Here is a 6673-nt window from a genome sequence, read left to right on the forward strand (position 1 = left end):
CGACGGCGCCGACGCGGGTGGCTACTTCGGGGGACGGGGCGGGTGACGCAGCGTTCCCCCTGCACCACCCCCGCGGGCCGCCGCCCCGGGACCCCCGGCGCGGCGGCCCTCGCCGTTATCCACAGGAAGGCGGCTCCGACAGGGTGGTACGGCAGGATGTGACCTATGCCGAGCCCACAGAAGACGAGCGTGCACCAGGAGCAGCCCGTGGTGCCCCCCACGCGGCGGGACGAGGTCGCATCCGCCGGCAGTGAGCTGATCGGTGGTCCGCTGGGCCGTTTCGCGAGGGTCGGCAGCAGTTGGTTCACGCCGGTGCGGGTCATCGCCTTGGTCGCGATCGGGATGTTCGCCCTGGGCATGGTGCAGAAGCTGCCCTGCTACAACTGGGCGTGGTTCCGTGGCGCCAGCTCGCAGTACACCCACGCCTGCTATTCGGACATCCCCCATCTCTTCCTCGGGCGCGGCTTCGCGGACGGGCTCACTCCGTACCTGGACCGGCTGTCCGGCGATATGGAGTACCTCGAATACCCGGTCCTGACGGGCCTGTTCATGCAGGTCGCCGCCTGGCTTACGGCACCCTTCGACGGGGACCTCCAGTACCGCGAGCAGATGTACTGGCTGGTCAACGCGGGCATGCTGCTGGTCTGCGCCGTGGTCATCGCGGTATGCGTCAGCCGCACCCAGCGCAACCGCCCCTGGGACGGGCTGATGGTCGCCCTCGCGCCCGCGTTCGCCCTCACCGCCACCATCAACTGGGACCTGCTGGCTGTCGCGCTCACGGCCGCGGCGATGCTGATGTGGTCCCGGGGGCGGACGCTGATCTTCGGTGTGCTCATCGGGCTGGCCACCGCGGCCAAGCTGTATCCCGTGCTGCTGCTCGGCCCGCTGCTGGTGCTGTGCTGGCGGGCCGGGAAGTGGCGGGCGTTCGGCGCGTCCCTGCTGGGCGCGGCCGCTGCCTGGCTGGTGGTGAACGTACCCGTGATGCTGCTCGCCCCGGAGGGGTGGAAGAAGTTCTACACCTTCAGTGAGGAGCGGCAGGTCGACTTCGGGTCGTTCTGGCTGATCATCACCCAGCGCACCGGCCAGGAGCTGGACGTGGACCTCGTCAACGACTATGCCAAGGTGTTGATGGCCCTGGCGTGCGTGGGCATCGCGGTGCTCACCCTGACCGCACCGCGGAGGCCGCGGTTCGGTCAGCTGGCCTTCCTCGTCGTGGCCGCGTTCATCCTCGTCAACAAGGTCTACTCACCGCAGTACGTGCTGTGGCTGATCCCGCTCGCGGCACTGGCCAGGCCCCGCTGGCGGGATTTCCTGATCTGGCAGGGCTGCGAGGTCGTGTACTTCCTGGGGATCTGGATGTACCTCGCCTACACGACCAGTGGTGACAAGCACCAGGGCCTGCCGACCGAGGGCTACCAGCTGGCGATCGCCGCGCACCTGCTGGGGACCCTCTACCTGTGCGCCGTGATCATCAGGGACATCCTGATGCCGGAGCGCGATGTCGTACGGCAGGACGGGTCCGACGATCCCGCGGGGGGCGTGCTGGACCGGGCGCCGGATGTGTTCGTGCTCGGCCGCGCTGCCCACCTGGCGACCCGTACCGTCCAGTCGGTGGAGGCACCACGGGTGGATTGGGGCACCGGGCCCACGTCGGGCTGACCGGCTGTCAGGCTGCCGGTCAGCGCCGTTCCTCGAACCACGGCCGGGTCACGGCCCAGCGCCGCCAGACCAAGTGGCCCAGCCCGCCAGGCCCCTGGCTCAGCGGTCGACCAGCCGGTCGTACTGGGTGGTCGTGTGACGCAGATGGGCGACCAACTCATCACCGACCTGCGGCTCCTGCGCGTCCGCCGGGATGAACAGGATCGAGACCTGCATATGCGGGGGCTCCGCGAACCAGCGCTGCTTGCCCGCCCAGACGAAGGGCGAGAGATTGCGGTTCACGGTGGCCAGGCCCGCCCGGGCCACGCCCTTGGCACGCGGCATGACACCGTGCATGGCCTTCGGCGCCTCCAGGCCGACCCCATGGGACGTGCCACCGGCCACCACGACCAGCCATCCGTCTGACGCGGCCTTCTGCTGGCGGTAGCCGAACCGGTCGCCCTTGACCACAGGCGTCACATCGAGAACGGAGCCGCGGTACTCGGTGGCCTCGTGGTCGCCCAGCCACAGTCGGGTGCCGATCCGCGCACGGAACCGGGTCTGCGGGAACTGCTGCTGCAACCTGGCCAGTTCATCGGCTCGCAGATGGCTCACGAACATGGTGTGCAGTGGGAGCCGGGCGTTGCGCAGCCGATCCATCCAGCCGATGACCTCTTCGACCGCGTCCGAACCGTCCGTGCGGTCGAGCGGCAGATGCAGGGCGAAGCCCTCCAGCCGTACGTCCTCGATGGCCGCGTGCAGCAGGCTCAGATCCTGCTCGGAGACACCGTGGCGCTTCATGGAGCTCATGCACTCGATGACGACCCGCGCGCCCACCAGCGCGTACACACCGTCCACCGACGACACGGAGCGGATGACCCGGTCCGGCAGCGGTACGGGCTCCTCGCCCCGTCTGAAGGGGGTGAGGACGAGCAGGTCACCGCTGAACCAGTCCTTGATCCGCGCGGCCTCGTATGTCGTCCCCACAGCCAGCATGTCCGCGCCGGCACGTGTCGTCTCCTCGGCGAGCCGTTCATGACCGAAGCCGTAGCCGTTGCCCTTGCAGACCGGGACGATGCCGGGGAACTGGTCGATCACCGACTTCTGGTGCGTCCGCCAGCGCGCGGTGTCGACGTAAAGGGAGAGCGCCATGGCCGGGACCGGGACCTTTCTGGGGGGTCAGGGTGGATCAGTACAGGTGGATCCGTACAGGTGGATCGATGAGGGTGGATCGATGCGGCCGAGCCGCACGCACGGCCGACAGCCCGGACGGGCGGTCGGGACCGCGGAAGGGTCAGCGGCGGGACATGTAGATGTCGAGTGCCTTGTGCAGCAGCTTGTTGAGCGGGAAGTCCCACTCGCCGACGTACTCGACAGCCTCGCCGCCGGTGCCCACCTTGAACTGGATCAGACCGAAGAGGTGATCGGTCTCGTCCAGCGAGTCGCTGATGCCCCGCAGGTCGTAGACCGTGGCCCCCATGGCGTACGCGTCGCGCAGCATCCGCCACTGCATCGCGTTCGACGGACGGAACTCACGGCCGATGTTGTCGGAGGCTCCATAGGAGTACCAGACGTGCCCCCCGACGACGAGCATGGTCGCGGCGGAGAGATTCACGCCGTTGTGCCGTGCGAAGTACAGGCGCATGCGATTGGGGTCCTCGTTGTTGAGGACGGTCCACATGCGCTGGAAGTACGAGAGCGGGCGGGGCCGGAAGCGGTCGCGTACGGCGGTGATCTCGTACAGCCGCTGCCATTCGGCGAGATCGTCGTAGCCGCCCTGGACGACCTCGACCCCGGCCTTCTCGGCCTTCTTGATGTTGCGCCGCCAGAGCTGGTTGAAGCCCTTGAGGACATCGTCGAGTGAGCGGTTGGCGAGCGGCACCTGGTAGACGTACCGGGGCTGGACGTCACCGAAGCCGGCGCCGCCGTCCTCACCCTGCTGCCAGCCCATCCTGCGCAGCCGGTCGGCCACCTCGAACGCGCGGGGCTCGACGTGGGTGGCCTGCACATCGCGCAGCCGCTTCACATCCGGATCCTGGATACCCGCCTTGATGGCCGGGGCGTCCCAGCGGCGGATGACCACCGGCGGGCCCATCTTCACGGAGAACGCGCCCTGGTTCTTGAGGTGCGCCAGCATCGGCGTCAGCCACTCGTCCAGGTTCGGCGCGTACCAGTCGATCACCGGGCCCTCGGGCAGATACGCGAGGTACCGCTTGATCTTGGGCAGCTGGCGGTAGAGCACCAGGCCGGCTCCGACGAGCTCGCCGCTCTTGTCGAACCAGCCGAGGCTCTCGGAGCGCCACTCCGTCTTGACGTCCGCCCATGCGGGAACCTGGCAGTGGCTCGCCGACGGCAGACTCTGGATGTACGCCAGATGCTGCTCTCGGCTGATGGTCCTCAGGGTCAGGCTCATGCGGGGCGCTCCTCGGCAGGTTTGTCCCCATGGGTACAGGGGTTCCAGCTCTCGCCGGAAGCCTACTTGTCCAGGGCAGCGCCCCGCGTGGCCGCGGGGTGGGGGAATCCGCGGTGGCGGACGGGCCGGGTATGGACGGCGGGAAGGCCGCGGGACGGGTCAGTAGCCGATCAGGCCGCCGAAGAGGCCGCCGCGGGCCATTGCCAGGAAGAAGCCGACGCCCGAGGCGCCGAGCCCGATCACCGTGAGGAAGCGCTCGCGGGTCGTGACGGAGATGAACTGGCCGTAGCCACCGGTCAGGATGCCGATCAGGCCGGTCCACGAGGCGAGCACGTGCAGAAAGTCGAACTGCGCCGTCACGAGCGAAACCAAGCCCAGCACCAGGGTGGCCACCATCAGGGTGTCCTGGAGGGGGTGGGGCTTTCCGTCCGTGGCGAGAAGGGAGCCTGTGGGATTCGAGCGCATTGTCTGTGCCATGAAGCACCTCCTGGCGGTCCTGCGGTCCCGCGTTCCCGGAGGGCGGCGCACTGTGACGCCGCCCACACCCGATGTGTACAGGGTGCGGCCTGGGGCCGCCGGATTTCAACCGGAAGCGTGGTGCGGGTACTGTGTACCGTCTGCACCGGTGTCTGCCCAGACCCACACTCGGATTCTCGGTTCTCGAGCCCGATTGTCAGTGGGCCCTGATTTACTCGTAGACATCGATGCTCACGCATCACGACCCTCCTGCCACGGAACGACCGTGGCCGCTGAGTCCAAAGGAGGTGGGTTCCACATGCGTCACTACGAGGTGATGGTCATCCTCGACCCCGATCTCGAGGAGCGCGCTGTCTCCCCGCTGATCGAGAACTTCCTCTCCGTCGTCCGTGAGGGCAACGGAAAGGTGGAGAAGGTCGACACCTGGGGCCGTCGTCGTCTCGCTTACGAGATCAAGAAGAAGCCCGAGGGCATCTACTCGGTCATCGACCTCCAGGCAGAGCCTGCGGTCGTCAAGGAGCTCGACCGCCAGATGAACCTGAACGAGTCGGTCCTCCGGACCAAGGTCCTCCGCCCCGAGACCCACTGAGCCCCTAGCTCAGAGGTCATCGGGTTCGAGTAGCAGCAAGCAGCCAGAAGCAATCCCGCCGAGAGGTTCACCCATGGCAGGCGAGACCGTCATCACGGTCGTCGGCAATCTTGTCGACGACCCCGAGCTGCGCTTCACCCCGTCCGGTGCGGCCGTCGCGAAGTTCCGTGTCGCGTCGACTCCCCGCACCTTCGACCGTCAGACCAACGAGTGGAAGGACGGCGAAAGCCTCTTCCTGACCTGCTCGGTCTGGCGTCAGGCGGCGGAGAACGTCGCCGAGTCGCTCCAGCGAGGCATGCGCGTCGTCGTGCAGGGCCGGCTGAAGCAGCGGTCGTACGAGGACCGCGAGGGCGTGAAGCGCACGGTCGTCGAGCTGGACGTCGAGGAAGTCGGCCCCAGTCTCAAGAACGCCACGGCCAAGGTCACCAAGACCACCGGTCGAGGCGGCCAGGGTGGCTACGGCGGCGGCCAGCAGCAGGGCGGCGGCAACTGGGGCGGCGGCCCCGGTGGTGGCCAGCAGGGTGGCGGCGGTGCTCCCGCCGACGACCCCTGGGCCACGAGCGCGCCGGCCGGTGGTGGCCAGCAGCAGGGCGGCAGCGGTGGCGGCTGGGGCGGAAGCTCCGGCGGCGGCTACTCGGACGAGCCCCCCTTCTAGGCCCTGCTCCCTTCGGGACAGGACCACGGGGCAGCTCGTACCCCTACTTCTTGATCACACAGGAGAAACACCATGGCGAAGCCGCCTGTGCGCAAGCCTAAGAAGAAGGTCTGCGCATTCTGCAAGGACAAGACCGCGTACGTGGACTACAAGGACACGAACATGCTGCGGAAGTTCATTTCCGACCGTGGCAAGATCCGTGCCCGCCGCGTTACCGGCAACTGCACGCAGCACCAGCGTGACGTCGCCACGGCCGTGAAGAACAGCCGTGAGATGGCGCTGCTGCCCTACACGTCCACCGCGCGCTAAGGGAAGGGTGACCACGATATGAAGATCATCCTCACCCACGAGGTCTCCGGCCTCGGCGCTGCCGGCGACGTCGTTGACGTCAAGGACGGTTACGCTCGCAACTACCTGGTCCCGCGTGGTTTCGCGATCCGCTGGACCAAGGGTGGCGAGAAGGACGTCGAGCAGATCCGTCGCGCCCGCAAGATCCACGAGATCGCCACCATCGAGCAGGCCAACGAGATCAAGGCCAAGCTCGAGGGCGTCAAGGTGCGTCTGGCCGTTCGCTCCGGCGACGCCGGCCGCCTGTTCGGCTCCGTGACCCCGGCCGACATCGCTTCGGCGATCAAGACCGCGGGTGGCCCGGACGTCGACAAGCGTCGCGTTGAGCTCGGTTCGCCGATCAAGACCCTGGGCTCGCACCAGGTGTCCGTGCGTCTGCACCCCGAGGTTGCCGCGAAGCTCGGCATCGAGGTCGTCGCCGCCTGAGGCGACTGCTCCTAGAGCCTGAGAGGGGGGGGGCGGGGGGGCGGCGGGCGCGCGGGGGGGGGGGGGGCGATTCGTTGGGCGCGAGGGGGGGGGGGGGCGCGGGGGGGCGGGGGGGGGGTCGAGCGCG

At 68.3% G+C, this 6673-nt stretch carries 8 protein-coding genes; 5 read left to right on the forward strand and 3 right to left on the reverse strand.

The window, feature by feature from the left end; genetic code table 11:
• Nucleotides 1-165: 165 nt before the first annotated feature.
• Nucleotides 166-1659: a glycosyltransferase family 87 protein gene (locus ACFWI9_RS13775; protein WP_387161642.1), complete on the forward strand. Its 1494-nt coding sequence runs from the start codon at nt 166-168 to the stop codon at nt 1657-1659.
• A 99-nt stretch (nt 1660-1758) separates the two neighbouring features.
• On the opposite strand, the gene ACFWI9_RS13780 is transcribed toward ACFWI9_RS13775, so the two are convergent.
• The 3 genes from ACFWI9_RS13780 to ACFWI9_RS13790 form a co-directional block, all read right to left on the reverse strand.
• Entirely contained in the window at nt 1759-2790 is a 1032-nt protein-coding gene (locus ACFWI9_RS13780) for an alanine racemase (RefSeq protein WP_387161643.1), read from the reverse strand.
• 142 nt (nt 2791-2932) lie between these two features.
• Nucleotides 2933-4051, reverse strand: a complete 1119-nt coding sequence (locus tag ACFWI9_RS13785; protein ID WP_387161645.1) for a lipid II:glycine glycyltransferase FemX — start codon at nt 4049-4051, stop codon at nt 2933-2935.
• 159 nt (nt 4052-4210) lie between these two features.
• A complete protein-coding gene (locus tag ACFWI9_RS13790) occupies nt 4211-4528 on the reverse strand; it encodes a hypothetical protein (RefSeq protein WP_387161647.1) in 318 nt (105 codons plus the stop codon).
• 298 nt (nt 4529-4826) lie between these two features.
• On the opposite strand from ACFWI9_RS13790, the gene rpsF reads away from it, so the two are divergent.
• From rpsF to rplI, 4 genes are all read left to right on the forward strand, one after another.
• Nucleotides 4827-5117, forward strand: coding sequence for a 30S ribosomal protein S6 (gene rpsF, locus ACFWI9_RS13795; protein WP_004950685.1), 291 nt, complete (start codon nt 4827-4829; stop codon nt 5115-5117).
• A gap of 73 nt (nt 5118-5190) precedes the next feature.
• Nucleotides 5191-5772 carry a single-stranded DNA-binding protein gene (locus tag ACFWI9_RS13800; protein WP_387161649.1) on the forward strand — a complete coding sequence of 194 codons (582 nt, stop codon included), beginning with the start codon at nt 5191-5193 and terminating at the stop codon, nt 5770-5772.
• 72 nt (nt 5773-5844) lie between these two features.
• Nucleotides 5845-6081, forward strand: a complete 237-nt coding sequence (gene rpsR, locus ACFWI9_RS13805; protein WP_005315025.1) for a 30S ribosomal protein S18 — start codon at nt 5845-5847, stop codon at nt 6079-6081.
• 18 nt (nt 6082-6099) lie between these two features.
• A complete protein-coding gene (rplI, locus tag ACFWI9_RS13810) occupies nt 6100-6546 on the forward strand; it encodes a 50S ribosomal protein L9 (protein WP_338671506.1) in 447 nt (148 codons plus the stop codon).
• Nucleotides 6547-6673: the final 127 nt, after the last annotated feature.

Source organism: Streptomyces sp. NPDC127084 (genome assembly GCF_042724175.1).
Classification (GTDB): Bacteria; Actinomycetota; Actinomycetes; order Streptomycetales; family Streptomycetaceae; genus Streptomyces.